Raw genomic sequence first — 25295 nt, 5'->3', positions numbered from 1 at the left:
GACAGGACAACACATATGACAACAGAAGAAACACCCCTAGTCGAGAAAGCGGCCAACTTCATCCGCAACATCGTCACCGAAGACCTCAAAAACGGCAAGCACAAGAGCATCGTGACCCGCTTCCCGCCGGAGCCGAACGGTTACCTGCACATCGGCCACGCCAAGTCCATCTGCCTCAACTTCGGCCTCGCCCGCGACTTCGGCGGCCGTTGCCACCTGCGCTTCGACGACACGAACCCCGCGAAAGAAGACATCGAGTACGAGGACTCCATCAAGGAGAACGTGAAGTGGCTCGGCTTCGACTGGGGCGAGCACATGTACTACGCCTCGAACTACTTCGAGAAGTTCTACCAGTACGCGCTGGTTCTCATCGAGAAGGGGCTCGCCTACGTGGACAGCAGCAGCGCAGACGAGATCCGCTCCATGCGCGGCACCCTGAATGAGCCGGGCAAGGAGAGCCCGTACCGCAGCCGCAGCGTCGCCGAAAACCTCGACCTTTTCGCCCGCATGCGCGCCGGCGAATTCGAGGACGGGAGCCAGGTGCTCCGCCTGAAGATCGACATGACCTCCCCGAACATCAACCTGCGCGACCCGGTCATCTACCGCATCAAGAAGGTCGATCACCACAGGACCGGCGACGCCTGGTGCATCTACCCGATGTACGACTACGCGCACTGCATCTCGGACGCCATCGAGGGGATCACGCACTCCATCTGCACCCTGGAGTTCGAGGATCACCGCCCGCTTTACGACTGGGTGCTCGACCAGCTCCCGGTACCGTGCCACCCGCAGCAGATCGAATTCGCCCGCCTGAACCTGAACTACACCGTGATGAGCAAGAGAAAGCTCCTCGAACTGGTGCAGGAGAAACTGGTGGACGGCTGGGACGACCCGCGCATGCCGACCCTGGTCGGGATCAGGCGCCGCGGCTTCACCCCGGAGTCGATCCGCGCCTTCTGCGAGACCATCGGCGTAGGCAAGAGCGACAGCCTCATCGACATGAGCATCCTCGAGGACGCGGTGCGCGAGGACCTGAACGTCCGCGCCCCGCGCGCCATGTCGGTGCTGCGCCCCCTTAAGGTGGTCATCGAGGGGTACCCGGAGGGTGAAAACGAAGAATTCGAGGCGGCGAACCACCCGAACAACCCGGAGATGGGAACCCGCATGGTTCCCTTCAGCGGCACGGTCTACATAGAGCGCGACGATTTCCAGGAGGAACCGGTCAAGGGGTTCTTCAGGATGGCGCCGGGCAAGGAAGTCCGCCTGCGTTACGCCTACATCGTCAAGTGCGAGTCCGTCGTGAAGGACGAAAACGGCGAGATCATCGAGGTCCGCTGCAGCTACGACCCGGCCTCCCGCGGGGGGAGCGCGCCGGACGGCAGGAAGATCAAGGGAACCATCCACTGGGTGAGCGCCCATCACGCCGTCGACGCCGAAGTCCGCCTCTACGACCGCCTGTTCAGAACGCCGAACCCCGGCGGCAAGAACGAGCCGGACTACCGCACCTCGCTGAACCCGAAGTCCATCGAAGTGCTGAAGGGTTGCAAGCTCGAGCCGTCCCTCGCCACGGCGACCATCGAAGACCGCTTCCAGTTCGAGCGGCTGGGATACTTCTGCCCCGACATGAAGGACTCCCGTCCCGAGGCGCTGGTCTTCAACCGGACCGCCACCTTGAGAGACTCCTGGAGCGAGCAGAAGCGTTAACGACCATACTCCCCTCCCCCTTCGGGAGAACGTTAAAAAAGCAAGACCAGATATGGCCCAAGCGGCTTATTACTTTTAAAAGAGGAACCGACACATGCCTTTACGCGTCTACAACACCCTTACCGGCAGCAAGGAAGAGTTCGTACCGATCACCCCCGGCAAGGTCGGCATGTATGTCTGCGGCGTAACGGTTTACGACCACTGCCACATCGGGCACGCGCGCGCCAACGTAGTCTTCGACATGATCTACCGCTACCTGCAGGCGAAGGGGCTCGAGGTCACCTACGTCCGTAACTACACCGACATTGACGACAAGATCATCAACCGCGCCAACCGCGACGGCGTCCCCTACAACGAGATCTCCGAGCGCTTCATCGAGGAGTTCGATAAGGACATGGCGCGGCTCATGCTGCAGCTCCCGACCTTCCAGCCGAAGGCCACCGAGCACATCCCCGAGATCATCTCGCTCGTCGAGCGCCTCATCGAGAAAGGTTACGCCTACCAGTCCGGCGGCGACGTCTTCTTCCGCGTCGAGCGCTTCGCGGGATACCTGAAGCTTTCCAAGAGGAACCTCGACGACATGCAGGCCGGTGCCAGGATCGAGGTGGACGACAAGAAGGAAAACCCGATGGACTTCGCCCTCTGGAAGGGCGCGAAGCCGGGCGAGCCGTACTGGGAGTCGCCGTGGGGACAGGGGCGTCCGGGGTGGCACATCGAGTGTTCCGCGATGAGCTCCAAGTTCCTAGGTGACACCTTCGACATCCACGGCGGCGGCAAAGACCTCGTCTTCCCGCACCACGAGAACGAGATCGCGCAGTCGGAGGCCGCCTCCGGCAAGCCCTTCGTGAAGTACTGGCTGCACAACGGCTTCGTGAACATCAACTCGGAGAAGATGTCCAAGTCGCTCGGGAACTTCTTCACCATCAAGCAGGTGCTCGAGCGCTACGACGCCGAGGTGCTCCGCTTCTTCCTCCTCTCCGCACATTACCGCTCGCCGATCGACTTCTCGGACCAGAACCTGAAAGAGGCGGAACTCGGTCTGGAGAGGATCTACAAGGCGCTGGCCGGCATCGACGAACGCCTCGCCGCAGGCACCGACCACGCCCCCACGGCTGAGAGCGCCGAGCTCGAGGAGAAGTGCGGCACGATCGCGGCGCGCTTCACCGAGGCGATGGACGATGACTTCAACACCGCGATGGCGCTCGGCCACATCTTCGACCTGGTGCGCAGCGTGAACCGCGCCCTCCCCGTCGCACCGCTCGCGCTCCTCACGGCCGTGAAGGAAGAGATAGGGCGGATAGCAGTGACGCTCGGCGTGTGCGACTCGGTTCCGGCGGAATTCATGCAGCGGATGAAGGACCGCAAGACCTCGGAGATGGAGATCCCGGTCGAGGAAATCGAGGCGCTCATCGCAGAGCGCGCCGAGGCGAGGAAGGCTAAGAACTTCAAGCGCAGCGACGAGATCAGGGACATGCTGCTGGAAAAGGACATCGTCCTTCTGGACGGCCCGCAGGGGACCACCTGGAAGGTGAAATAGGAGACGGGGGTGCCGCTCTTGCGGCGGCACTGACGCAGGAATAAAAAAAGGCCGCTTTCGCGGCCGTTTTTTATGGTACGGGTAGGTTACGAGGCGGCCTAAGCCGCCTTCTGGCCCATCTCAACGCTTCTGGCCTTTACCAGTTCCATCGCTTCCCTCATGATTTCGGAAACGCTCTTCTTGGTGGTGTCCATGATCATCTCAAGGGTCTCACGCTCTGCGTCGCTGATCCTCATGGAAATAACGTTGTACCTAGGGTTCTCTCTCATTCTGCCCATCTTGTATTCTCCTTGTTCTGGTTAGTGCTCAAATTTGGTGACACGATGTCTACACTATTGCTACATGCGTGCCAATGCGAAAAAAAAGCACTCAGCCAGCCTAAGTCATTGTTTTCACGTATACCGAATTTTTAGGATTAGAGCCCTGTTATGTTCCAGTGTATACAAAGTGCGCCAATTTTGGCACACGCTGCGTAATTGTGCCCATTTGTATCATTTTGACCACCGGCGCAACGGCGCCCCTGCGTGAAATCACTCTTCTTCGCCCTCTCTGGCGCGAATGGTGCGTCCTTTTAACCCATGCTTGGCCAAAAGACGATAAAAGGTGCGTCTCGGGATGTTTGCAAGTTGTGCCGCTTTTGACACATTACCTCCCGCGTCCGCCAGATAGCGCTGGATCAGCTTCTTCTCGACGCGCAGTACGTGCGGCTCGCGCTCCTTTTTGAAGGAGCGGAGGTCGATGACATCCTCACCCTCGTCGGCGTAGCTTTCCGCGAAGGCAAGGGGAAGGTTGCCGAGCTTGACGATGTCGTCGTGGGTCAGGACCGCCGCCCGTTCGATGACGTTCTGCATCTCGCGGATATTACCCGGCCAGGGATACTTCACCATGGCGTTGATGGCGCGCTCCTCGATGCCGATGATGTGCTTGTTCAGCTTGTTGCGGGCCTTCTCCAGAAAGTGGTGCGCAAGCTGCGGAATCGACTCCACCCGCTCCCGCAGGGGTGGCATGGTGATGGAGAAAACGTTCAGACGGTAATAGAGGTCCTCGCGGAACCAACCGTCGCGCACGCCGTCCTCAAGCGATTTGTTGGTCGCCGCTATGAGACGGACGTCCACGCGACGTGCCACGGTGCCACCCACCGGTCTCACCTCCCCCAGGTCAAGCACGCGCAAGAGCTCCGCCTGCAGTTTCGGGGTGATGTCGCCGATCTCGTCCAGGAAGATGGTGCCGCCGTCGGCGGCCTCGAAAAGGCCCTTCTTCTCGGTTATCGCGCCGGTGAAGGAACCTTTCTTGTGACCGAAGAGCTCGCTCTCAAGGAGCGAGTCGGTGATGGTGGTGCAGTTCACGGTAACGAGCGGCTTGTCGTTTCGCTTGCTGTAGCGATGGATCGCACGCGCCGCGAGCTCCTTGCCGGTACCGGACTCGCCCCTTATGAGCACCGTCGTAGGGGTCGGTCCGACCTGCTTGATCTGGTCCAGCGCATCCAGGGTCTGGCTGTCACTCCCCACGATGAACTCGTCGCCGTACTCGCGGTCCAGCTCCCTCTTGGCAAGCTCGTACTTCTGGATCAGGCGCCCGCGCTCCTCCTCGAGCTGCTGCAGGTTGTGCGGCAGGCACATCTCCAGGTCCGCCAGCCCCTGGAAGACGGCGACGGCGTACTCGCGGCAGGTCCGGTAACCGCAGGTGCGGCAGTTAAGCTCATCCTTCTGGGTAAACTTGTTGGTCGCCTGCAGTATCTTCTTCACGTCCCCACCCTTGGGTGTGGGGAGCTTCGCGTACTTATCCGAGAAGGTGCGGGAGAAATCGATCTGCCAATCCTTCTGGTAGTGCGGCGCCAGCCGGTAGGGGATCTCGCGGCGGAAATGGGATATCACCATGTTGCGCCTGGAGAACTCGGTGAGCTCCCTGTTGCGCCCCGGGCCGCCGATGCAGCCGTCGTAGCAAAAGCGCAGATCGACAAGCTTCGGGCTGATGCGCCCTGCGGCCAGGTCCTTGATGATCCCCATGACGTTCACTTCCCCCTCGGCTGTTACGATATCGGTATCGAGCGGGTCCGGGTTGATGCCGAAAGCCTGGAAGGATCCCTGGGAGAGCGAGAAGACGCGCCCCATGTGCGGCTCGCGCCCATCGTAAGGCTCCTCTTCCAGCGCGGTGAGGTCGATGCCGCGTTCCTTGAAGATCGATTCGAGCTCCCGGTAGGTCAAAAGGACGTCCACCGCCCCCTTGGTCTGCTCAGCCTGCACCTCGAACTTGCCGGCGATGCAGGAGCTGATGTAGACGACCTTCACGTGGTCGCCGAGTACGTGCTTCAGGTAGCGCCCCATGGCAACCATGTGGGTGACCACCCCGACCATGTTCTCGATAAGCTGCGGGTAGTGACGCTCGACCAGGTCGACGACGGCCGGGCAGTGCGAGGAGATGAGCGGCAGGTTCGCGTTGCTGATCGCGTTCTTGTACTCGTCCGCGATGAGCTCCACCCCGCTCGCGCCCTCGTGCACCTCGGCAAAGCCAAGCTGGCGCAGGCCGGCGGAGAGCTGACCGGGGGAGCAGTAGTGGAAGAACGCCGGGAAGGAGCAGCCCAGAACGGCGATGACCGGCTCCCCGGAGGTAAGCAGCGCCTCGGAGACGGTGACGTTGTCGGAGATGACCTTGGCATGCTGGGGACAGTTGCTCAGGCAGTTGCCGCAGCCGATGCAACGTTCCGGGATGATCTCGGTGTAGCTCTTTTCCACCTTGATCGCCTTGACCGGGCAGCTGCGCACACAGGAGTAGCATTTACGGCACTGGTCGGTAATGGTGACTATCGGGTACATCTTTCCTCGCATGATATGGAATTACAGGACGAACGGATTGTATAGGATTCGGCAAAAGTGTGCAACAGTTGGCACACTCGAAGGGGCAGGATTGCGGGCAAAAAAAACCCTAGCGACTAGGAGGGCAAGTCAGCTAGGGGAAGGGGGATCCTACGATCCCCCGCAACTCTTATCTATGTCCCCATTATACTTGTCCCGTTTTTAGACTGCAACAGCTTAACTACATTTAATCAAAGGATTATATTTCTCATCAATCTCATGAGGTTGCACCACACCGGCATTCATCAGAATTACCGACCGGTTAGCGCGTTGCGCACGCCGCGGGTTGTGTGGTATAAATTCCCCCGCACGCACCACAGTAAATCATCAAAGTCCTCGAGGAGCCGCCCATGTCGCGCCATATCAAATACGGGAAGTTGCTGGCCACCTTCATCATGCTTCTTCTGCCGCTGCGCCTGTTGGCAGCCCCCCTGCCGCAACTTGCTTCCCTCCCGGAAGGGGAGCACTGGTTTGCCATCATCATGGGGGACGAGCAGGTCGGTTTCGGCCAAACCACCGTGACCCGTACTACAGATGGTTACCAGTTCGCCTCGCGCGGCAGCGTAAAGATGAAGGTGATGGGCTTTTCGAGAGAAGCAAGCTCCACCGAGACCTACCAGGTCGCCCCGAACCTGGCACTGCGCTCCTTCCAGGCGGAAACCCGTATCGACGGCAGCCCCTCGGCGTTAAGCGGTGAGGTCACGCCCAAAGGGATCAGCGTCGTAACCCGCTCCGGGAACGGCACGAAGGAGCATACTCTCAAGGTGAAAGGCGTCGTCTACCCGCCGCACGCACTGAACCTCTACCCGCTCATGCATGGGGCGGTGCCCGGTAAGACCTACAAGATCCAGTACCTCGACGTGGAGGCGGTGAAGGTCAAGCAAGCGAAGGTGGAAGTAGTCGGGCAGGAAACCCTGGACGGGAAGGCGGTGGTGCACCTCAGGAACAACCTTTACCCCATGGTGGACAACGACATCTGGATCGACTTGAAGGGGAACGTCCTGAAGGAATCCGTGCGGGACGGGCTCGTGGTCACGCTCGCCAGGGACGAGGCGACGGCGAGGGCCGAGCTCGCCGAGGCTGCCATGGCGAAGAAGGACCTCGTCTTCGACCTGAGCCTCATACGGGTCACCCCCCCGATCGAGCATCCGGAGCGGCTGCAGAAACTGGTCGTCCGTATGACCGGCATCCCGGCTGAGCAGCCACTCTTGCAGGGTGTGAGGCAGAAGGCGGAACGGTCGCCCGACGGCAGCGTCGTCTTCACCCTGCCGAACCCGACCCCTGCGGCAGCTGCACCTCCCGCCGAGGCGGACGTGCAGCCGGGAGCGCGGACGCCCAGCGACAATCCCGAAATCATCGCACGCGCGAAGGCCATCGTAGGGGACGAGAAGGACCCGGCAAAGAAAGCGGGCCTTTTGGCCGCGTGGGTCGCGGCGGAGATCAAGCCCGATGTAACCGACGCACAATCACCGCTGGAAACTCTACAAAAGGGGCGCGGCAACTGCCAAAGCCATGCTCGTCTCTTCACCTCGCTCGCCCGCGCCGCAGGCATACCTACGCGCTTCGTCTCCGGTCTCGTCTACCAAGGGGACGGCTTCCTCTACCACAGCTGGGCCGAAAGCTATTTGAACGGGAGCTGGATGCCGATCGACCCGACCTTCAACGAAATACCGGCTGGCCTGACGCACATAAAGCTGATCGAAGGTGATTCCGTGGACGAGATGGGTAGCGTCGCCGGCATGATAGGCAGGACGCGCGCCACAGTATTGGAAAAGCGCTACTGAGCCAGAAGTGCAGATGGCACATTGCGGTGAAGCTTAATTCCCGGAACGGGAACGCTGCATCGCCTCCACCATCTCGCGGCGCGCCTCGCCGATGGTGAGGGGGAGCCGGCTGAAGGAGAAACCCTCCTCATGCTTCAACTGGTAGATGAGCTCGGCGATGTGGGGCAGGCGCAACTTCACGTTGGCAAGCTCCTCGGGAGCGGTAAAGACCTCCTCGGGAGCGCCGCCGCGGATCAGACGCCCGCGACTCAAGATGTGCAGCTGATGCAGGAAGATCGGCACGAGATCGACGCTGTGCGTCGCCATGACTATGGTCACCCCCTGGTCCCGATTCAGCCGGGTCAGGAGTTCCATCATCCGGTACTCTCCCATAGGATCGAGCCCTGCGGTAGGTTCATCCAGGAGCAGTATCTCGTGCCCCATGGCAAGAAGTCCCGCGATGCAGACGCGCTTTTTCTGCCCATAGCTCAGGTTATGGATCCCCTTGCCGGCGAACTCCGCCATGTCGACGCTGGCTAGTGCGGCCTCGACACGGGTTTTCACCTCCGCCTCGCCGCACCCCATGTTGCGCGGTCCGAAAGCGGCGTCCTCGAAGACGGTGGTGGCGAAGAGCTGGTCGTCAGGGTTCTGGAACACGAGCCCCACCTTGCGGTAGATGTCGCGCGGATGCAGCTTCAGCACGTTCTCCCCGTCGAGCAGCACCTCGCCCTTGTACCCCTTGATCAGGCCGTCCATGACCTTCAAAAGCGTCGTCTTCCCCGAGCCGTTGGATCCGAGGATCCCGGTGAACTCGCCGCGGCGGATTTCAAGCCGCATCTCGGCAAGCGCGACGGTCCCGTCGGGGTATTTGTAGCTTTCCAGGTCGACCGAAATTCTCGTATCCACGATACCCCTCTAGATGAGCCTGATGACGGCCATGGCGCCGACGAAAAGAAGCGCCGACCCGACCTCGGCTACGCGCAGCGGCCGGTGCATCGACATGGGCATGACGCCGTCGTAGCCGCGCTGCACCATCGCCGTCGTGATGCTCTGGCTGTTGTCGAACGCCTTGATCACCATAACGCCGGCGAGGGTGCCGAAGGAAGCAAGGGCACGACGGCAGCCGACGTAGCCGAGCCGGTTTTTCTGGGCGTGGTAAACCACCTGGGCATCCTCCAGAAGCAGGAAGAGGTAGCGCCACGCGAAAAGTGCAACGTCGACAAGCACCTGGGGTACCCTCATCCAGGAAAGGGCGGCCATCAGCTCGGTGAACGGCGTCGAGAATCCGACCACCCCCAGCAGGGTAACCCCTCCCAGTATGCGCCCGGCGATGAGGAGCCCGGCATCCAGGCCATCGCGGTGCGCCACCAGTTCATACCCCAGAAGGCCGAAGCTGAAAAGGGGAGCATTACCCGAGAAGAAGGTCTTAAGCAGCAGCACGACGATCGCGATGAAGAGCGGCTCGGAAAAGCGCAGCGCCAACAGGCGCACCGGCGTCCCGAGGCGCAGACAGAAAACGAGGCCCGCGGCGGCAACGAGGAGCGGGAACGCAGCCGCTTGCGAGGTGATCACCATGACCAGCAAGGCGAGCGCGCTCAAAAGCTTCACCCGGGCGTCGACCTGCACCAGGGCATGCGCGCCATGAAAGCTATGTGTGCTTAAGTGATGATGCATCATCTTTCCTCGGCTTTTGGGCCGTCAGGTCACGCCAATAGTATCCCGCCACGAAGCCCCCCACCGCTCCCGCCATGAGAAAGGCGAACAACAGCAGGTCGCCGGATAGATCGAGAAGGGGCGGTTTCGCCTCCCGGCCGTGCTCCTTGGCGACTTTCTCCACCACGGCCTCGTCGACCCCGTCCCAGGCCTGGGAAACGGAAGAGAAACAAGCGAGGGCAAGCAGCAGCGCGGGGAGCATAATCGCAGAGCGGAGCGTTTTTTCCCACTGTTTCCGGTCACCCATTGACGGCCCCCTCCTTTTCCGTGATCACCCTCATCCTGACCAGCAGGTCCGGCCGTTTCCGGTAGAGAAGCGTGACCATCCCGGCGGTGATCACCCCTTCGAGGATGCCCAAGGGAAGCTGGGTGGGGAGAAAGGCCACCACGACCTTGGCAAAGAGCGGCCAGAGAGGCGCGTCCCCCCGGATCCCCAGGGCGAGGAACAGGGAAGTTGCCGTATAGGTGGCCCAGTCGGCAACGATCCCGGCGAAGAAACCGGCGACTCCGAGGCTCCCCCCCATACGGCGCAGGGCGCGGAAGGTGAACCAGGCGGCGAAGGAGCCGATGACCCCCATGGAAAGGGCGTTGGCGCCCAGGGTGGACAGGCCGCCGTGGGCTAGAAAGAGCGCCTGGATCAGCAGCGACACCGCGGCGACGACCACGCTGATCAGGGGACCGACCAGGATCGCCGACACGCCGGTACCGCACGGATGCGAGCAGGTCCCCGCGGTGGGAACCGGGATCGGCATGCAGGAGATGATGAAGACGACGGCGGTCAGAAGCCCCACCAGCGGCTTGAGGGAAAGGTCCTCGCGCGCAAGTGTGTTCAGCCGCCTCGCACCCAGCGCCAGGAACGGCACGAGCACGAGGTACCAGGCGAGCGCCCAGGAAAACGGGAGGATCCCCTCCGAGATGTGCATCGCGAAGGCGGGAGTTGCGGTCGCCAGGGAGGTGATCAGCACTGCTAGCAGCAAAGCCCCAGGTCTGGCGTTCCCGCCGCAGCAGGAACGTGCTGCAGCCTCCGGGCCGATGGATAACGAAGCGAAGAAGGATTGACGGTCCTCCCTCTCCCTCCGGGAGAGGGTCGGGGTGAGGGCTTCGCAACGGGCGATGCCTTCCCTCGTGGCATCTCCCTCACCCGGCCTTCGGCCACCCTCTCCCGGGGGGAGAGGGATAGAGGAGGGATGACGCCTTGCTGTGAACCTCGTGCCACACATCAGATCTTGTCTCCGCGCAGGTCGGCGGCGAAGATCTTTCCGGCGCCGCGGGAGGCGCAGAAGTCGCCGCACATGGTGCAGGTCTGCTCGTCCTCGGGAACGCGGCTCTTCCTTATCTCGGCCGCGTCCTCGGGGAAGAGGGCGAGCTCGAACTGGCGCTGCCAGTTCAGGTCACGGCGCGCCTTGCTCATCTCCTTGTCGCGCTCCCTCCCCTTCTCCGGGTACTTGTTCATATCGCCGATGTAGGCCGCGATCTTGGCCGCCTTGACCCCCATCTTCACGTCCTCCTCGTTGGGGAGGGCGAGATGCTCGGCAGGGGTGATGTAGCAGATCAGGTCGGCGCCGTAGCGCGAGGACTGGGCCGCCCCGATGGCGGCGGTGATGTGGTCGAAACCGGGGGCGACGTCGGTGGCAATCGGCCCCAGCATGTAGTACGGCGCGCCGCCGCTCATCCTTTTTTGCAGCTTTATGTTCCCTTCGATCTCGTCCAGCGGTACGTGGCCGGGGCCTTCCACGAGCATCTGGCACCCCATGTCGCGGCCGATCTCGGCAAGCTCGCAGTTGATCAAGAGCTCCTGGATCTGGGCGCGGTCGCTCGAGTCGTGGATCGCGCCAGCCCTGAGGCCGTTACCGAGCGAGAGGACGGTGTCGTAGCGCTTCAGGATCTCGACCACGCGGTCGAACTTCTCGTAGAGCGGGTTCTCGCGGTTGTTGGCGAGCATCCAGGCGGCCATGCTGACCCCACCCTTGGAGACCAGGCCACCGTAGCGGTACCCCTGCTTCCTCAACCGCTCCAGGGTGTAGAGGTTGATGCCGCAGTGCACCGCCATGAAGGCCATGCCGTCGGCGCACTGGCGTTCGATGATCTCGAAGAGCATCTCCTCGTCGAGCTTGTTGGGATCGCCGTATTTGCGCGCCGCCTCGCAAAACGCCTGGTACAGCGGCACGTTGCCGACCGGCAGGTCGACCGCGGCGATTACCTCGCGGCGCACCCGGTCGAGGTCCCCCCCGACGGAGAGCTCCATGAGAGTGTCGGCGCCGGACTGCTGCGCGACACGCGCCTTTCTTACCTCGGCCTCGTAGTCGATGATGTCGGAGGAGGTGCCGATGGAGGCATTCACTTTGGTCCTGAGACCGGTACCGATGCCGGCCACCTTCGGTTTCCTGACGTGGTTCCAGGGGATGACGATCTGCCCCAGTGCCACTTTTTCCCGGACGTACTCCGGCGTCACGTTCTCGTCACATGCCACCTGCGCCATCTGCGCGGTGACGATGCCCGCGCGCGCCGATTCGATCTGCGTTTTCATGTAAGACTCCTGGTCCGGTATGCCCTGCAGTGCCCCACGAAGTCCCGTGCGATACCCGGCGCGCTGCCGAAATGTAAATGTATGTAGGAGGCGAGGCAGTTGCGGTAGCGGTACCCCTCGAAGCCGAGGTCGATCCCCTTCCTGCTGACGCGGTAGAGCCGCTCGAAACGCTGCGGCACCTCCTCCATCTCTGAATAATGAAATTCGTGACCGCGGGCGACGGCACCCTTTTCCCCCACCGGGCTGTCGGCCAAAAGCTCCACCTCGCGGTACCCAAGCGCCTTTCTGCGCGCCAGCATGCGGGTCTGCACCGGGAAGATCCCCACCATGGGGTGGCTCCCTTCGTCGGCGGCCACCGCGCCGGTCAGGTAGATGAAGCCGCCGCACTCGGCGTACACCGGCATGTCCCGCTCCACCGCGTTCAGGATCGCCTGCCGCATCGCCACGTTTTCCGCAAGCCGCGCCGCGAAGAGTTCGGGATAGCCGCCCGGGAGGTAGATGCCGTCGACGCCGTCGGGGAACGCCGTATCGGCAAGGGGCGAGAAGTAGCAAAGCTCGGCGCCCGCTTCCTCCAGAAGACGCAGGTTGTCCGGATAGGCGAAACAGAAAGCGGCGTCGCGGGCGACCGCGATGCGCACCGGGCCGAAGCCGTCATCGACCCTCGCGCAGGTCTGCTCTGCTTGAACCGGGAATTCTTCCTGCGCCGTATCGAGCAGGCGCTCCAGATCGAGATGCCGCTCCATGACCCGGGCCAGATGGTCGAGGAACTCGTCCGAGAGCGGGTTCTCCTCCGCCGTCGTCAGCCCCAGGTGGCGCGAAGGGATGCCGAGAGCTGGGTCCTTCGGAAGGCAGCCCAAGACGGCGACGTGCGGCAGGGAAGCCGTCACGGCCTCCCGCAGGATCGCCTCATGGTTCGCGCTCGCCACGTTGTTGAAGATGACCCCGGCAACCTTGACGCCGGGATCGAAACTCGCGAAACCGTGCACCAGGGCGGCGGCGCTGCGGGCCTGGCTCCGGGCGTCCACGACAAGCACGACCGGCGCCGCGAGGAGCTTCGCCACCTGCGCCGTGCTCCCTGACTCGGATACTCCGTCGATGCCGTCGAAGAGCCCCATCACCCCCTCGATCACCGCGACGTCGGCACCGGCCGCGTGGCGGACGAAGGTGTCGCGAACGAAGCCCGGGGGGCACATCCAGCCGTCCAGGTTCACGGAAGGTGCGCCGGTCACCAGCCGGTGATAGCCGGGGTCGATGAAGTCCGGCCCCACCTTGAAGGGGGCGACGCTAAACCCGCGCCGGCTCAAAATGGCCATGATGCCGAGGGTGACTGTGGTCTTCCCCGAGCCGCTGTGCGGTGCCGCGATGACGAATCGTTTCATGGAAGCCGCCCCGTCACCCGTTGACCAACTGCACCACGGTGTTGCCGTCGGCCCAGTAGTCGATGATGTTCATGGCGCAGTACTGCTGGTCGATGCTGAAGAAGGATCCCAAGGGAGCCTTTATCGCGTCCAGGAGGACGATGCGGTTCACCCCGCCGTGCGCCACGACGAGTACATCCTCGCCGCGGTGCCGCTCCACGATCTCGTTCAGGGCCGGCAGCACGCGGGCGGCGAGTTCGCCGAGGCTTTCTCCTCCGGGAGCGCAGAAGTGCTCCAGGTCCGCCATCCTTGCCGCCCACTCGTCCGGGCGTTGCTCCTGGATCTGGGTCACGGAAAGCCCCTCCCACGCGCCACAGTTCAGTTCGCGGAAGGCAGGGACCTTCACCGGGGCCACGCCGAGGTACGGCCCGAGGATCTCGCCGCCGCGCACTGTGCGGTAGAGGTCGCTCGTGTAGAGGGCGGTGATCCGGTCCGGGTCGAGGCGCGGCTTCATCTGGTGGTACATCTCCTCGCCGCGCGGGGTGAGGCGGACGTCGAAGTGCCCGTTGTAGCAGTGGGAGCGCTCGACCTCGCCGTGACGGATCAGGTGTATGCGTGTTCTTTCCATGGTCACGTCCTTTATTCCCGGACTTACCCTAGCCGCCCGAGAAGGGCCAGCAGGAAGATAAGGGAGAAGATCTCGTTCAGCTCGCTCGCGCAGCCGATCACGTCTCCGGTGACGCCGCCGAGCCTGCGGTGCGCCCACCCCTTGATGCCTAAGGTGAGCACGAACAAAAGGAGCAGGGTGATGAGGCCCGAAAGCCCGAGGAGCAGCGCTCCCACCGCCACGGTGCAGGCACCGGCCAGGACGAGCTGCAATGCCCCGGCGCCCCCGACGAAGGCGTGCCCGAGGCCGTCCTTCCTCGCCCGCTGCGAGCCGACCGTCATCTGCACCTGGGCGAAGCGCGCCGCCATCGGGAAGAAGAGAAGCGCCGCGCGCTTATGCTCCAGGGGGAGCGCCAGGAGCGCCTGGTACTTGAGCATGAGCCCGAGCACTAGGCCGACCGCCCCGACCGCGCCGACACGGGAATCTTTCATGATCTCGAGGAAGCGCTCCCTCGGGCCGCGCGCCGCCAGCCCGTCGCAGACGTCGGAGAGTCCGTCCAGGTGGAGCGCCCCGGTCACGATGCTCAAAAGGGCGACGAGCACTAGGTCGCCCACCGGGCGCGGCAGCAGCGGCGCGAGCAGGAAGTCCGCCCCCGCCATGAGGGCGCCGACCGCGAGCCCCACCAGCGGGAAGAAGGCCATGGAACGCCCGAGGTCCTCCTCCTCGCAGCGCACCGTTACCGGCAGCGGCACGATGGTGAGGAACTGGAAGGCGATGATGAAGAGACGCATCGGTCCTCCCGCCTCCTAAGAGGAGGCCACCCCGGCTTCTTCGAAGGTCGCCATCTCCTTCAGCACCTTGACACCTGCCTCGATGAGCCCCATGGCGAGCGCCGCGCCGGTTCCCTCGCCGAGACGGAACTGCAGGTCGAGAAGCGGTTTCACGCCGATCCGCTCCATCATCATCTGGTGCCCGATTTCCACGGAGGTGTGTGCGGTGAAGATGTAGTCGCGCACCGAGGGGTGCATTTCGGAGGCGATGAGCGCGCCGGCAGTAGATATGAAGCCGTCCACCACGACCGGCAGGCGGTTCGCGGCGGCGCCGAGCACGAGCCCGGCGATCCCGGCGATCTCCAGCCCCCCAACCTTGGTAAGGACGTCGAGCGGGTTCTGCGGGTCGGGACGGTTCAGGTCGAGGCCGGCCTGGATCGCCCGGATCTTGTTCTCGAGGGCCTCGTCACCGATGCCGGTGCCGCGGTGCGTCACCTCGCGGACCGTGCATCCGGCGATGGCGGCGATGATGGCGGAGGAGGGGCTCGTGTTGCCGATCCCCATCTCGCCGGTGCCGACCATGGCGACCCCTTCCTTCTTGGCCTCTTCGGCGAGTGCTATGCCCACCTCGACGGCGGCGACCGCCTCCTCGGTGGTCATGGCGGGGCCCTTCGCGAAGTTGCGCGTTCCTTTCGCAACTTTCCTGATGATGAGCCCGGGGGCGGGCTCGAAGTCGTAATCGACGCCGACGTCCACAACACGCACCTCTGCACCGGAGTGGCGCGCAAGCACGTTCACCCCTGCGCCGCCGCGCAGGAAGTTGAGCACCATCTGCGGCGTGACCTCTTTCGGGAAGAGGGAGACCCCTTCCTCTACAATGCCGTGATCGCCCGCGAAGGTGAAGATCACCTTCTTCGCCGTGTCGGGGGAGAGGTCCTCGGTGATGGCGGCGAAACGGCGCGCCACCTCCTCCAGACGCCCAAGCGAGCCCTGCGGCTTGGTCTTGTTGTCGAGTTTGGCCTGGGCCTTGGCGAGAAGCGCCTCGTCCACGGGCTGAATTTTGGCCAGGGTGGCCTCCAGAAGTGTCATGCCTGCCTCCTTGTGCGTCATCGCAACTTTCATTTGAGCCTGAGCGGCAGCCCGGAGATGGTGACGTACACCTCGTCGGCCGCCGCGGCTATGATCTCGTTCGCCTCACCCGCCAGGTCCCGGAAGGTCCGCGAGAGCTGGTGCTCCGGGACGATCCCCATGCCGACCTCGTTGGTGACGATGATGAGTGGTGTATTTAAATACGGGAAACTTCCGGCGAAGCTCTTCACCTGGGCGAGGGCCTCCTGGGCGCCCCCTTCGCAGCGGAAGAGGAGGTTCGTGACCCAGAGGGTGACGCAGTCCATAAGGATCACGTTGAAGCGGTGCTCGTGGGCGCGGATCGCTGCCTCCACCCCAACGGGTTCCTCGACGGTCTGCCACTCGGGCCCGCGTCTTCCCCGGTGTCTCTCGATGCGTTCGGCCATCTCGGCGTCCCCCGCCTCGCCGGTCGCGAGGTAGCCGCGCAACGGGGCGTAGCTCTCGGCTAGCCCCTCGGCGAACCGGCTCTTGCCGCTTCGCGCACCGCCAGTGACCAGGACCGTTTTGGACATAAAAAAACCCCCCTTCCATGGACGGAAGGCGGGTCAAAAATCGCACTGCGGGCGCGATTCCGGCTTTAGCCCCTCTGCCACGGAGGTTGCGGTAAGCTTCTATCCTGGCAGGTTTCCTGACTCACGGGTCGTCTTACTCGCCGCGCCTTCCCGATACGATCAGTGGCGTTGTTGCGGCTTTCATCTCCGTTCACAGTTGCGGGACAGCGAGGGATTCACACCCTCTTCCCTTTTAACCCCACTCGGGGCACCAGGACGAACGTCTCGAATTTGATACAGCGCCATGTTTACTAACAGAGGCGCCGCGGGTTGTCAATCAATAACCGGCTCGGCTTCCGACGCCATTTCGCCGGTTTCGGCGTCGTCGGGCGCCAAAAGGGCGTCGATGCGGGCCCAGACCGCGTCGCGTCCCTCCTTGTTCAGGGCGGAGAAGAAGGTAAGCTCCCCCTTCGCCACGCCGAGCTTCTCCGCGATCACCGCGGTCTGCCGCGCGCGCTCGTTCTTAGAGAGCTTGTCGCACTTGGTGACCACGAGGATCGGGGCGACGGAATAGGCCCTGAGCCAGGCGAGCATCTGCAGGTCGTCCTCGGTCGGAACCCGGCGGATATCCAGGATGAGCACCACGCCGCGCAGGTTCTTCCTTTTGGCGAGGTAGGTCTCCATCATCGGGCGCCAGTCCTTCTTCACGGCAAGCGGCACCTTGGCGTAGCCGTACCCCGGGAGGTCGACCAGCATGAAGTCGTCGTTCACCTGGAAGAAGTTGATGAGCTGGGTACGCCCCGGGGTGGAGCTCGTGCGCACCAGGTTCTTGCGGTTCACCAGCACGTTCACCAGCGAAGATTTCCCCACGTTGGAACGGCCGGCGAAGGCGATCTCGGGGAGGTCACCCTCGGGGTAGTGGGCGGGTCTCGTTGCACTCTTAATAAACTGCGTCGTCTTAACGATCAATGTACCGACCTATCCTGTTTTTTCGCCGCAGTATAGACCGCGCCGCCCCCCCTTTCAATCATTAAATCCCCGCTTGCTTAAAGCTAACAATTTGGTATATTTTGGAACCTAACTGAAACCCGCCGTCCCAGCCCACGCAAGGATCTCATGGCATGAACAAAGAACTCGAAACTGCGATCATGACCGCAGCGGACCTCCCCACCATCCCCATCGTCGCCATCAAGGTTATGCAGCTCATCGAGAGTGACACGGCTACGGCAGAAGAACTGGCCAAGATTGTTTCCTCGGACCCGGCCGTCGCGGCCCGTGTCCTCAAGATATCCAACTCCTCTTTCTACGGCTGCCGCCGCCAGATCCAGACCCTATCAAGCGCCATCGTCATCTTGGGCTTCAGCACCTTACGAAGCCTCGTCGTAGCCGCCTCGGTGAAACAGGTGTACAAGCCGTACGGGCTCACCGAGAAGATGCTCTGGGAGCATTCCTTCGCCGCCGGCCTCGCCGCCAGAATCATCGCGAACCGCACCCGCGCCGCCAACGAGGAGGAGGCCTTCCTGGCCGGCCTGTTCCACGACATCGGCAAGATCATCATGAACACCCTGGACCACGACAAGTTCCAGGAGGTCATGCAGCACTGTTACAACGAGGGGATCACCTTCGGGCAGGCGGAACGCGGGATATACCCCTTCACCCACGACGAGGTGGGGGCATACGTGATAAAGAAGTGGAACTTCCCGGAGATACTGACCAGCGCCATACTGCAGCACCACAACCTCGACTTCACCGAACTGGACGACCCGGCGGTGGTGAACCTCACCGCGGTCACCTCGCTTGCGGACCAGTTCTGCCTCAAGCTCGGCATCGGCATCAGGGAGCCGCGGGAAGATGTGGATCTCGCCGGCTCGAAGGCTGGCCAGATGCTGAACATAAGCGAGGAAAAGGCCGAGGAGATGCTGGATATCTTCGACAAGGCCTTCGGCGAGGACAAGGCCCTCTTCACCAGCTAGGCCTCGGGAGTCTCCTCCACCTCGGCCTCCTGCAGCAGCTTTTTCGCCTCGTCGGAGATGCTGACGCTGTCCGCCTGATCCGCCTTGTGGCCAGGCTTTTCCCGCTTGCGTCGATGCTCCTGCCCCCCCGCGTCCGGGTCGATCTTGAGGTTGTTCGAAATCCTGTCGACGATGTAACTCATGCTCCCGATCCTCCCGCCGCCTCTGGTCATGAATATCAACGACCGGCATCTTAGCAGCAAGTTCACGCTAATGGAAGTTAATTAACCGAAGTCGCAACCGCCCCCCAGCGAGAGATCGCTCTTGTCTGGGTGAAGGCGCTGCAGTATACTTCGGAGCTTAGTGAAAACTCACCGTCCGGAAAGGGTGTTATGAAACTTAATACAAAGCTGGTGATGATCATGCTCACCATGCTGGTAGTCGCCACGCTGGTACTCTTCCTCCTGAACCAGTTCAGCCAGAACGACCTGGTGCAGGAGATCCAGGAGAGCTCCACGGTGGTCTCCAAGGCGATTCAGCTGAGCGTGGAGGACCTCACCTCCGAAGAGGAGTCCTCCCGCCTCTCCGAGTACCTAAGCCACGCCAAGAACAAAGGGATCAACGAGATCAACATCATCAACAACGAGGGGGAGATCATCAACTCCTCCGACCCGGCACAGGTCGGCAAGAAGCGCGAGATCAAGAAACTCGAGAAGGGTCTCAAGGCATCGCGCCGCGGCGGCGGAGGGGGATCGCTCAAACCCTACGACCTCGTCGTGCCGGTCATCGTTGGGGACGAGCAGCTGGGCTACGTACAGATAAACCTCCTTTTGGACAACATCCGCGACATCCAGCACGCGAACTTCGTCCGGCGTCTCTCCGCCACGGTGCTCGTCTTCATGGCGGGGATGATCCTCATCATCTTCCTGGCGCGCCGCTACACGAGCCCGATCCGCCGCCTGGCCACCAGCGTCAAGGAGGTCTCCGCCGGGGACCTGAGCGTCACCTTCGAGGCGGGAAGCGGCGACGAGATCGGCGAGCTCGCCGCGAACCTGAACGAGATGGTGAAGAAGCTGAAGGAGAAGGAGCTGCTGGAAAAAAGGCTCTACGAGGCAGAACACCTCTCGAAGGTGGGGCAGCTGGCCGCCGGCATCGCCCACGAGATCCGCAACCCGTTGAACTACATAAGCCTGGCCATCGACCACTTGAAGAGCGAGCTGCTGCCGACCTGCCGCGACAAGGGTGGCGAGCTCACCTCAATCGCGGACAACATCAAGGAAGAGGTCCGCAAGGCGAACTACATGGTCCTCAACTTCATGAACTACGGGCGGCCGCTCAAGCTGAAGCTGCAGCAGGTTAGCTACAACGACCTCGTCAGCAAGGCGATGCAGATCATGCAGGACCGGCTCGTCGAGCGCAACATCACCGTGGTCAGGGAGATCCCGGCGGACCTCCCCCCGCTGCAAATCGACCCGGAACTGATGCGCAACTGCCTCTGCAACTTCTTAAGCAACAGCTCACAGGCGATGCCCGAAGGTGGCGCCATCACCCTGGGGGCGGCGCTCGACGCCGACAACGGGGTTTTCCGCCTCACCTTCAGCGACCACGGCACCGGGATCGAGGAGCAGGACCTCGAGAAGGTCTTCCAGCCCTACTTCACCACGCGCGAGGCCGGCATTGGTCTTGGTCTCGCCATCACCGAGCGCATCATCAAGGAGCACGGCGGCAGCATCTCGGTGGCGAGCCGCAAGGGAGAAGGGACTACCTTCACCGTGATCCTTCCGGCGCCCGGCGTGGCGCAACAGAGGCAGGAAACGCGGGAAGCGGCAGCGCAGGCGTAAGCCGCGGGCATCGATAAAGACATGAACGAAACAGGAGCGGTAATGAGCGGCAGCATCCTTGTAGTAGACGACGAGAAAGGGCAGCGGGATATCCTGAGCGCCATCCTCACCAAGGCGGGGTACCGCCTCTGCACCGTCCCGAGCGCGGAGGAGGCGCTGCAGGAGTTGGGGCGAGCGGAGTACGACCTCCTGCTCACCGACCTCAAGATGCAGGGGATGACCGGGATGGAGCTCATGGAGCAGGTGCTCGGCGAAAATCCCGTCCAATGCGTGGTGATGATGACCGCCCACGGCACCATCGATTCGGCGGTGGAGGCGATGAAGAAGGGGGCCTTCGACTACCTGGAAAAGCCCCTCGAGCGCGAGAACCTGATCCTCACCGTGCAGCGCGCCTTCGAACGCATCATGCTCCTGAAGGAAAACCGGGTGCTGCAGAAAAAGCTCGCCGAGACGAGGACGCTGCCGAACATGATCGGGGAGCACCCGAAGATGATGGAAGTGGCCCGCATCATCCACAAGATCGCCCCTACCTCCACCACGGTCCTCATCTATGGCGAGTCGGGAACCGGCAAGGAACTGGTGGCACGCGCGATCCACGACGGCAGCCAGAGGAAGGACAAGGCGTTCTTCGCCATCAACTGCGCCGCCATCCCCGACGCGCTCATTGAGAGCGAGCTCTTCGGGCACGAAAAGGGGTCCTTTACCGGCGCCGGGAGCCGGGAGATCGGCATCTTCGAGGCGGCCGAGGGGGGCACCGTATTCCTGGACGAGATCGGCGAGATGAACGTCGCCATGCAGGCGAAGCTTTTGCGCACCATCCAGGAGAAGGAGATCCGCAGGGTCGGCGGCAAGATCAACATCCCGGTCGACGTGAGGATCATCTCGGCCACCAACAAGGACCTCGAGCAGGAAACCAAGCGCGGCAACTTCCGCGAGGACCTCTTCTACCGTCTGAACGTGATCCGCATCACCCTCCCCCCCCTGCGCGAACGGGGGAACGACATCGTGACGCTCGCGCACTTCTTCCTGAAGAAGTACAGCGCCGCGTCGGGGATACCGGTCAAGGGGATCGGCAAACCGGCGCTCAAGATCCTTTTGGACTACAACTGGCCCGGCAACGTGCGCCAGCTAGAGTCGGTGATCGAGCGCGGCGTCCTCATGGCGGAAAGCGATTACATCCAGCCCGAGGACCTGCCGGCCGAGGTACATAACGAGGCGAACCCGGCGGGGTCTCTCCCCTTCGACTTCCCCGCCGAAGGGATATCCATCGACAACCTGGAGCGCGACCTGATCACGAAGGCCATGGAACGGGCCGACTGGGTCATCGCAAAAGCGGCACCACTTCTTGGCATGAGCTACAAGACGCTACAATACCGGCTCGAGAAGTTCGGTATCGGGAGGCCGGAGTAAGTAGCGAGGAGGCGGTATGAACCTCTTCTCGACGCTGCACCGCTTCACCGTTGTCCCCTCGCTCCCCAAGGAGCTCGCCGGGCTGCAACGGATCGCATACAACCTCTGGTGGACCTGGGAGCCGGAGGCCATCGGCCTCTTCAAACGGCTCGACCCGGAGCTTTGGCGCACCACGCGCCACAACCCGCTCGAGATGCTCGGCTCCCTCCAGCAGGCGACCTACGAGAGCCTGATGCTGGACGAGGGGTTCATGTCGCACCTCTGCCACGTGGAGGAGCGGCTCAACGAGTACCTCGCCACGCGCACCTGGTACGAGCGGCACGGCAACCCGCGCGCCCGCATCGCCTACTTCTCCATGGAGTTCGGCCTGCACGAGTCGCTCCCGATCTACTCGGGGGGGCTCGGCATCCTGGCCGGCGACCACCTGAAATCCGCCAGCGACCTGGGGCTTCCGCTCGTAGGCGTCGGGCTCCTGTACCGGCAGGGGTACTTCCGCCAGTACCTGAACCTCGAGGGGTGGCAGCAGGAGATCTACCCCGAAAACGACTTCTACAACCTTCCCCTCGCCCTCGAGCGCGACGCGGACGGCAACCCGCTCGCCTTCGAGGTCGAGTACCCCGGGCGCACGGTGCATGTGCAGATCTGGCGCGTCATCGTGGGACGGGTGCGCCTGTTCCTGCTCGACACCAACCTGGAAGAGAATGCCCCCGCGGACCGGGAGATCACGACGCGCCTTTACGGAGGCGACCAGGAGATGCGCATCCGCCAGGAGATCCTGCTCGGCATCGGCGGGGTCCGGGCGCTGCGCCTTCTCGGGGTGGAGCCCAACGTCTGCCACATGAACGAGGGGCACGCCGCCTTCCTCGCCCTGGAGCGCATCCGCCTCCTGATGGAGGAGCGTTCGCTCACCTTCGGCGAGGCGATGGAGGCGGTGCGCGGCGGCAACGTCTTCACCACCCACACGCCGGTCGAAGCGGGCATCGACCACTTCCCCCCCGAGCTTCTCGAGCGCTACCTCGGGCAGTACTACCGCCGCCTGGGTCTCTCCCGGGAGCAGTTCATGGCCCTCGGGATGCAGAACCACGGCAGGAACAACGAGAATTTCTGCATGGCGGTCCTCGCCATGAAGCTCTCGTTGCACTCAAACGGCGTGAGCGAGCTGCACGGCACGGTCTCGCGCCGCATGTGGGCCGACGTCTGGCCCGACCTTCCCGAAGAACAACTCCCCCTCACCTACGTAACGAACGGGGTGCACCAGAAGAGCTGGCTCTCCGAGGAGATGAGCGGCCTCTTGACCCGCTACCTCGGGACCCGCTGGATCGAGCAGAGCGACGACGCCCTCTGGCGCAAGGTCACGCGCATCCCGGACGCCGAGCTTTGGCGCACGCACCGCCGCGGCACCGAGCGCCTCGTGGACTACGCGAGAAACTCGCTCAAGACCCAGTTGCAGAAGCTCGACGCGAGCACTAAGGAGATCGATCGCGCAGGCGACGTACTCGACCCGGAGATCCTCACCGTCGGGTTCGCGCGCCGCTTCGCGACCTACAAGCGCGGCACGCTCCTTCTGCACGACAAGGAGCGTCTGGAGCGGATACTGAACCACCCGGAGCGCCCGGTGCAGATCGTCTTCGCGGGCAAGGCGCACCCCGCCGATCACCAGGGGAAGGAGCTCATCCGCCAGATCGTGCAGCTCTCCAAAGAGGAGAAGTTCCGGCGCCGCATCCTCTTCCTCGAGGACTACGACATCTCGGTGGCCCGGCGCCTCGTGCAGGGGGTGGACATCTGGCTCAACACGCCGCTCCGCCCGCTAGAGGCGAGCGGCACGAGCGGCATGAAGGCCGCCTTCAACGGCGGGCTCAACATGAGCATCCTGGACGGCTGGTGGTGCGAGGGTTACCGCGGGAACAACGGCTGGGCCATCGGCAGGGGGGAGGTCTACGACGATCTCACCTACCAGAACGAGGTGGAGAGCCGGGCCATCTACGACCTCCTGGAGAAGGAGATCGTGCCGCTTTTCTACAACCGGGGGAGCGACGGCGTGCCGCGCGGCTGGACCGCCTTCATGAAGACGTCGATGGAGACCCTCTGCCCGGTGTTCTCCACGCACCGCATGGTGCAGGAGTACACCCGTCGCTGCTACCTCCCCGCCTTCGAGCATTGGGAGCGGCTGAACCGGGACGACCTGAGGCTGGCCGTCGAACTCGCGCGCTGGAAGGAGCGGCTGCACGGCGTATGGGGTGGGCTTTCCATCGTGGCGGTGGAGGCGACATGCGCGCGGGAGGTGACCGTCGGGGAGCGGGTCCCCATCTCGGTGCAGATCACCCCAGGCGAGGTGCCGCTTTCCGAGATCGCGGTCGAGGTGTACTTCGGGGTGCTCGATTCGAGGGGATCCATCGTGGGAGGGGAAGTGGTGCCGCTCGCCCCCGCCCCCGACCCGGAACGGGCCGGTCACTTCGGCGGCGAGCTGGAGTGCCGCTTCTGCGGGCGGCACGGCTTTCTCTTGAGGGTCATGCCGCGGCACCCGGAACTAGGGACCGTGTACGACCCGGGGCTGATCCTTTGGGGGTGAGGCGGCCGCCTCACCTCTTCTTCAGGCTGTAGACGTAGGCCAGGATCTCGGCGACCGCGGCGTATAGCCCCTCCGGGATCTCGCCCCCCTCGTCCACCTGGGCGTGGAGCTCGCGGGCAAGGAAGCGGTTTTCCACCAGGGTCACCCCGTTCTCCCGCGCCACGATCTTGATCTGCAGCGCCATCTCGTCGACACCCTTGAAGATCACCATCGGGGCGGACATCTTGAAGCGGTCGTACTTGAGCGCGACGGCGTAGTGGGTCGGGTTGGTGACCACGACGTCCGCGGTCGGCACGATCTGGCGCATGCGGCGGCGCGCCATCTGGAAGGCCTTCTGGCGCTGCTTACCCTTGATGGCCGGGTCCCCCTCCGAGTTCTTGTGCTCGTCCTTCACCTCCTGCTTGGTCATCTTCAGGTTCTCTGTGAAGCGCCACTTCACGAAGGCAAGGTCGAGGACCGCGAGGAGGATCAGCACGCCGCAGGTGTGCAGCACGATCTTGAAGGCAAGGTGCCCTATGAACAGCAGGATCCCCTGCAGGTCCTGGTCCACCAGGAAGACGATCCCCTCCATCTCTTCGGCGAGGATCTTGTAGGCCATGTACCCCACGATCGCCATCTTCATGAAGGACTTGGCCACCTCGAAGACCGAGTCCTTGTTGAAGAGCCTCGACACACCCTGCACCGGGTTCAGGCGCCCCAGGTCGAACTTCAGCTTCTCCGAGCTCAGGTTGATCCCACCCTGACCGATCTCCACCGCCATCCCCGCAATGAGGCAGACCAGCATGAACGGGGCGACCATGATGGCCAGGTTGCCGAACTCCTTCATCATCAGGTGATGCACCCCGCCGGGGGTCACCTCGATGGTGGCAAGCCCGCCGAAGATGTCCCTCATGGTTCCCTGCAGCGTCTTCAGGATGAGCCCCGAGCTCGCGTAGAGACCGATCATGGCCGCGATAAGGGTGAACGCCGAGGTCATCTCGCGGCTGCGCGCGACCTGTCCCTTGCTCTTCGCGTCAGAGATCTTCTTGCTTGTCGGTTTCTCTGTTTTGGAGTGTTTGTCGTCGGACATGGGA

22 protein-coding genes and 1 riboswitch are annotated in these 25295 nt (G+C 63.1%); of the genes, 7 read left to right on the top strand and 15 right to left on the bottom strand.

The genetic code is table 11. The features are described 5' to 3' along the window. Positions 1 to 15 precede the first annotated feature (15 nt). Together E4633_RS05510 and cysS are read left to right on the top strand one after the other, a co-directional pair. Positions 16 to 1704, top strand: a complete 1689-nt coding sequence (locus tag E4633_RS05510; RefSeq protein WP_135869233.1) for a glutamine--tRNA ligase/YqeY domain fusion protein — start codon at positions 16 to 18, stop codon at positions 1702 to 1704. 94 nt (positions 1705 to 1798) lie between these two features. Then, positions 1799 to 3241, top strand: a complete 1443-nt coding sequence (gene cysS / locus E4633_RS05505) for a cysteine--tRNA ligase (protein ID WP_135869232.1) — start codon at positions 1799 to 1801, stop codon at positions 3239 to 3241. Between the two features lie 98 nt (positions 3242 to 3339). Here cysS and E4633_RS05500 read toward each other — a convergent pair whose 3' ends face one another. Next, positions 3340 to 3519 (bottom strand): ribbon-helix-helix protein, CopG family, encoded by a 180-nt coding sequence (locus tag E4633_RS05500; protein WP_135869231.1) that lies wholly within the window; start codon positions 3517 to 3519, stop codon positions 3340 to 3342. 252 nt (positions 3520 to 3771) lie between these two features. Next, positions 3772 to 6054, bottom strand: coding sequence for a sigma 54-interacting transcriptional regulator (locus tag E4633_RS05495; protein ID WP_135869230.1), 2283 nt, complete (start codon positions 6052 to 6054; stop codon positions 3772 to 3774). Between the two features lie 389 nt (positions 6055 to 6443). Between E4633_RS05495 and E4633_RS05490 the strand changes: the two genes are divergently transcribed. Then, on the top strand, positions 6444 to 7877 hold the full coding sequence (locus tag E4633_RS05490; RefSeq protein ID WP_135869229.1) for a transglutaminase-like domain-containing protein: 1434 nt from the start codon (positions 6444 to 6446) through the stop codon (positions 7875 to 7877). A gap of 33 nt (positions 7878 to 7910) precedes the next feature. Here the strand turns inward: E4633_RS05490 and E4633_RS05485 are convergent, their stop codons facing one another. The 11 genes from E4633_RS05485 to yihA all read right to left on the bottom strand — a co-directional run bounded on the left by E4633_RS05485 (position 7911) and on the right by yihA (position 17419). Then, on the bottom strand, positions 7911 to 8762 hold the full coding sequence (locus tag E4633_RS05485; protein WP_135869228.1) for an energy-coupling factor ABC transporter ATP-binding protein: 852 nt from the start codon (positions 8760 to 8762) through the stop codon (positions 7911 to 7913). Between the two features lie 9 nt (positions 8763 to 8771). After that, complete coding sequence (gene cbiQ / locus E4633_RS05480; protein ID WP_135869227.1) at positions 8772 to 9533, bottom strand: cobalt ECF transporter T component CbiQ; 762 nt, start codon at positions 9531 to 9533, stop codon at positions 8772 to 8774. Then, positions 9505 to 9816, bottom strand: coding sequence for a cobalt ABC transporter permease (locus E4633_RS20720; RefSeq protein ID WP_135869226.1), 312 nt, complete (start codon positions 9814 to 9816; stop codon positions 9505 to 9507). Before E4633_RS20720 ends, cbiQ begins: the two co-directional genes overlap by 29 nt. Next, positions 9809 to 10492 carry an energy-coupling factor ABC transporter permease gene (locus E4633_RS05470; protein ID WP_135869584.1) on the bottom strand — a complete coding sequence of 228 codons (684 nt, stop codon included), beginning with the start codon at positions 10490 to 10492 and terminating at the stop codon, positions 9809 to 9811. The genes E4633_RS20720 and E4633_RS05470 overlap by 8 nt, the downstream gene beginning before the upstream one ends. 296 nt (positions 10493 to 10788) lie before the next feature. Beyond that, complete coding sequence (gene thiC / locus E4633_RS05465; protein WP_135869225.1) at positions 10789 to 12096, bottom strand: phosphomethylpyrimidine synthase ThiC; 1308 nt, start codon at positions 12094 to 12096, stop codon at positions 10789 to 10791. After that, positions 12093 to 13475: a cobyrinate a,c-diamide synthase gene (locus E4633_RS05460; protein ID WP_135869224.1), complete on the bottom strand. Its 1383-nt coding sequence runs from the start codon at positions 13473 to 13475 to the stop codon at positions 12093 to 12095. The genes thiC and E4633_RS05460 overlap by 4 nt, the downstream gene beginning before the upstream one ends. 13 nt (positions 13476 to 13488) lie before the next feature. Next, complete coding sequence (locus E4633_RS05455; protein WP_135869223.1) at positions 13489 to 14082, bottom strand: histidine phosphatase family protein; 594 nt, start codon at positions 14080 to 14082, stop codon at positions 13489 to 13491. 23 nt (positions 14083 to 14105) lie between these two features. Then, on the bottom strand, positions 14106 to 14852 hold the full coding sequence (gene cobS / locus E4633_RS05450) for an adenosylcobinamide-GDP ribazoletransferase (RefSeq protein ID WP_135869222.1): 747 nt from the start codon (positions 14850 to 14852) through the stop codon (positions 14106 to 14108). A 15-nt stretch (positions 14853 to 14867) separates the two neighbouring features. Next, positions 14868 to 15920, bottom strand: coding sequence for a nicotinate-nucleotide--dimethylbenzimidazole phosphoribosyltransferase (cobT, locus tag E4633_RS05445; RefSeq protein ID WP_135869221.1), 1053 nt, complete (start codon positions 15918 to 15920; stop codon positions 14868 to 14870). Positions 15921 to 15949: 29 nt separating this feature from the next. Then, entirely contained in the window at positions 15950 to 16471 is a 522-nt protein-coding gene (cobU, locus tag E4633_RS05440; RefSeq protein ID WP_135869220.1) for a bifunctional adenosylcobinamide kinase/adenosylcobinamide-phosphate guanylyltransferase, read from the bottom strand. Between the two features lie 89 nt (positions 16472 to 16560). Next, positions 16561 to 16741, bottom strand: a riboswitch (cobalamin riboswitch). A 42-nt stretch (positions 16742 to 16783) separates the two neighbouring features. Beyond that, a complete protein-coding gene (gene yihA, locus E4633_RS05435; RefSeq protein WP_135869219.1) occupies positions 16784 to 17419 on the bottom strand; it encodes a ribosome biogenesis GTP-binding protein YihA/YsxC in 636 nt (211 codons plus the stop codon). A gap of 152 nt (positions 17420 to 17571) precedes the next feature. Here yihA and E4633_RS05430 point away from each other — a divergent pair, with 152 nt between their 5' ends. Then, on the top strand, positions 17572 to 18423 hold the full coding sequence (locus tag E4633_RS05430; protein ID WP_135869218.1) for an HDOD domain-containing protein: 852 nt from the start codon (positions 17572 to 17574) through the stop codon (positions 18421 to 18423). On the opposite strand, the gene E4633_RS05425 is transcribed toward E4633_RS05430, so the two are convergent. Continuing rightward, positions 18420 to 18605: a hypothetical protein gene (locus E4633_RS05425; protein WP_135869217.1), complete on the bottom strand. Its 186-nt coding sequence runs from the start codon at positions 18603 to 18605 to the stop codon at positions 18420 to 18422. The two genes, E4633_RS05430 and E4633_RS05425, sit on opposite strands and share 4 nt — an antisense overlap. A 189-nt stretch (positions 18606 to 18794) precedes the next feature. On the opposite strand from E4633_RS05425, the gene E4633_RS05420 reads away from it, so the two are divergent. From E4633_RS05420 to glgP, 3 genes are read left to right on the top strand one after another with little or no spacing between them, the layout of a single operon-like run. Beyond that, on the top strand, positions 18795 to 20243 hold the full coding sequence (locus E4633_RS05420) for a sensor histidine kinase (protein WP_135869216.1): 1449 nt from the start codon (positions 18795 to 18797) through the stop codon (positions 20241 to 20243). Between the two features lie 42 nt (positions 20244 to 20285). Beyond that, the gene (locus E4633_RS05415) at positions 20286 to 21653 is read left to right on the top strand and encodes a sigma-54-dependent transcriptional regulator (RefSeq protein WP_135869215.1); all 1368 of its coding nucleotides are present in this window, start codon (positions 20286 to 20288) and stop codon (positions 21651 to 21653) included. A gap of 16 nt (positions 21654 to 21669) precedes the next feature. Next, positions 21670 to 24222, top strand: coding sequence for an alpha-glucan family phosphorylase (glgP, locus tag E4633_RS05410; RefSeq protein ID WP_135869214.1), 2553 nt, complete (start codon positions 21670 to 21672; stop codon positions 24220 to 24222). A 10-nt stretch (positions 24223 to 24232) separates the two neighbouring features. On the opposite strand, the gene flhB is transcribed toward glgP, so the two are convergent. Further along, entirely contained in the window at positions 24233 to 25291 is a 1059-nt protein-coding gene (gene flhB, locus E4633_RS05405) for a flagellar biosynthesis protein FlhB (protein ID WP_135869213.1), read from the bottom strand. Positions 25292 to 25295 lie beyond the last annotated feature (4 nt).

Source organism: Geomonas terrae, from assembly GCF_004791675.1.
Classification (GTDB): Bacteria; Desulfobacterota; Desulfuromonadia; order Geobacterales; family Geobacteraceae; genus Geomonas; species Geomonas edaphica.
This window is presented reverse-complemented; position numbering and strand designations above follow the sequence as displayed.

Bases quoted from the DNA above. Each gene is read 5' to 3' on its own strand.
- cobU (WP_135869220.1), bottom strand. From the start codon at position 16,471: ATGTCCAAAACGGTCCTGGTCACTGGCGGTGCGCGAAGCGGCAAGAGC.
- glgP (WP_135869214.1), top strand. From the start codon at position 21,670: ATGAACCTCTTCTCGACGCTGCACCGCTTCACCGTTGTCCCCTCGCTC.
- E4633_RS05430 (WP_135869218.1), top strand. From the start codon at position 17,572: ATGAACAAAGAACTCGAAACTGCGATCATGACCGCAGCGGACCTCCCC.
- E4633_RS05415 (WP_135869215.1), top strand. From the start codon at position 20,286: ATGAGCGGCAGCATCCTTGTAGTAGACGACGAGAAAGGGCAGCGGGAT.
- E4633_RS05490 (WP_135869229.1), top strand. From the start codon at position 6,444: ATGTCGCGCCATATCAAATACGGGAAGTTGCTGGCCACCTTCATCATG.
- E4633_RS05420 (WP_135869216.1), top strand. From the start codon at position 18,795: ATGAAACTTAATACAAAGCTGGTGATGATCATGCTCACCATGCTGGTA.
- cobS (WP_135869222.1), bottom strand. From the start codon at position 14,852: ATGCGTCTCTTCATCATCGCCTTCCAGTTCCTCACCATCGTGCCGCTG.
- E4633_RS05470 (WP_135869584.1), bottom strand. From the start codon at position 10,492: ATGCACATCTCGGAGGGGATCCTCCCGTTTTCCTGGGCGCTCGCCTGG.
- cysS (WP_135869232.1), top strand. From the start codon at position 1,799: ATGCCTTTACGCGTCTACAACACCCTTACCGGCAGCAAGGAAGAGTTC.
- E4633_RS05500 (WP_135869231.1), bottom strand. From the start codon at position 3,519: ATGGGCAGAATGAGAGAGAACCCTAGGTACAACGTTATTTCCATGAGG.
- E4633_RS20720 (WP_135869226.1), bottom strand. From the start codon at position 9,816: ATGGGTGACCGGAAACAGTGGGAAAAAACGCTCCGCTCTGCGATTATG.
- E4633_RS05425 (WP_135869217.1), bottom strand. From the start codon at position 18,605: ATGAGTTACATCGTCGACAGGATTTCGAACAACCTCAAGATCGACCCG.
- E4633_RS05460 (WP_135869224.1), bottom strand. From the start codon at position 13,475: ATGAAACGATTCGTCATCGCGGCACCGCACAGCGGCTCGGGGAAGACC.
- E4633_RS05510 (WP_135869233.1), top strand. From the start codon at position 16: ATGACAACAGAAGAAACACCCCTAGTCGAGAAAGCGGCCAACTTCATC.
- flhB (WP_135869213.1), bottom strand. From the start codon at position 25,291: ATGTCCGACGACAAACACTCCAAAACAGAGAAACCGACAAGCAAGAAG.
- E4633_RS05495 (WP_135869230.1), bottom strand. From the start codon at position 6,054: ATGTACCCGATAGTCACCATTACCGACCAGTGCCGTAAATGCTACTCC.
- E4633_RS05455 (WP_135869223.1), bottom strand. From the start codon at position 14,082: ATGGAAAGAACACGCATACACCTGATCCGTCACGGCGAGGTCGAGCGC.
- thiC (WP_135869225.1), bottom strand. From the start codon at position 12,096: ATGAAAACGCAGATCGAATCGGCGCGCGCGGGCATCGTCACCGCGCAG.
- cobT (WP_135869221.1), bottom strand. From the start codon at position 15,920: ATGACACTTCTGGAGGCCACCCTGGCCAAAATTCAGCCCGTGGACGAG.
- cbiQ (WP_135869227.1), bottom strand. From the start codon at position 9,533: ATGATGCATCATCACTTAAGCACACATAGCTTTCATGGCGCGCATGCC.